Source organism: Silvanigrella paludirubra (genome assembly GCF_009208775.1).
Taxonomy (GTDB): domain Bacteria; phylum Bdellovibrionota_B; class Oligoflexia; order Silvanigrellales; family Silvanigrellaceae; genus Silvanigrella; species Silvanigrella paludirubra.
Genome location: NZ_WFLM01000015.1, coordinates 1 through 796 on the forward strand (window position 1 = coordinate 1; position 796 = coordinate 796).

Genomic DNA, 796 nt, shown 5'->3' on the forward strand with positions numbered 1-796 from the left:
GGATTTCAGTTTTATAAACCTTACCACAATTTTCACTTGTTACTTGGCAAATATTATCGCTTAAACGATATATTCTTGCCTTTAATCTTTGAAACGCATTTCCTTGAGCATTTTTTGCGTCTTCATAAACATACTCAATTACTTTACTGCCTGTTCCATTAACTGCTTTTTCCACTTCTCTTAAAGGAAAGTGTACTATGCCATTAAATGTCTTTTCTGCAGGTAAATATTGATACTCTTTAATCATGCCTGAGGCATCTTGAGTTCTTAATATATTTCCTGAATTGTCATATTCTTGCTTTGTAGTCTCGCTACGTTGCAAACCATTTGCATAATATGTTGTTTTTGTTTCTTTTGGAAAGTTATAATTTGGATCTAAGGAATCAAAGCTTTTATTTGCCCATAATGGGTAAGTAAATTCTTTAACTTGAGAATACTCTCCATTTATACGAACTATTTCTTTCATCATTTGATGAAAGTGATTATAAACTCTTTCTGTTGAAATCGTTTTATTATCTGGAGCTTTTTTTGTTTCTACTGTCGAATAAGTATAAGTATTCGGTGTAAAAAATAAAGCATCTTCCCCTTCTTTAAAACCTGTAAATCCATATGCTAAATAATTTGTATTTGTAGATTCATAATAAGTATAACGTATTTCTTCATCACTTGTATCTGTTTTTGGAAGAGATATTGTTCTAATTTTAGATACCGCAGGAGAAGCAACGCCTTTTTTAGCGGACTCTAATCCACCTGGTAAATAAATTACATTGATTTTTGTTCCTGTTGGATACGAAAT

General features: G+C 31.0%; 1 protein-coding gene. It reads right to left on the reverse strand.

Translation table 11 applies throughout. The features are described from left to right. A partial coding sequence (locus GCL60_RS17310) for a hypothetical protein (protein WP_161998271.1) occupies window positions 1-796 on the reverse strand: 796 nt, incomplete at both ends.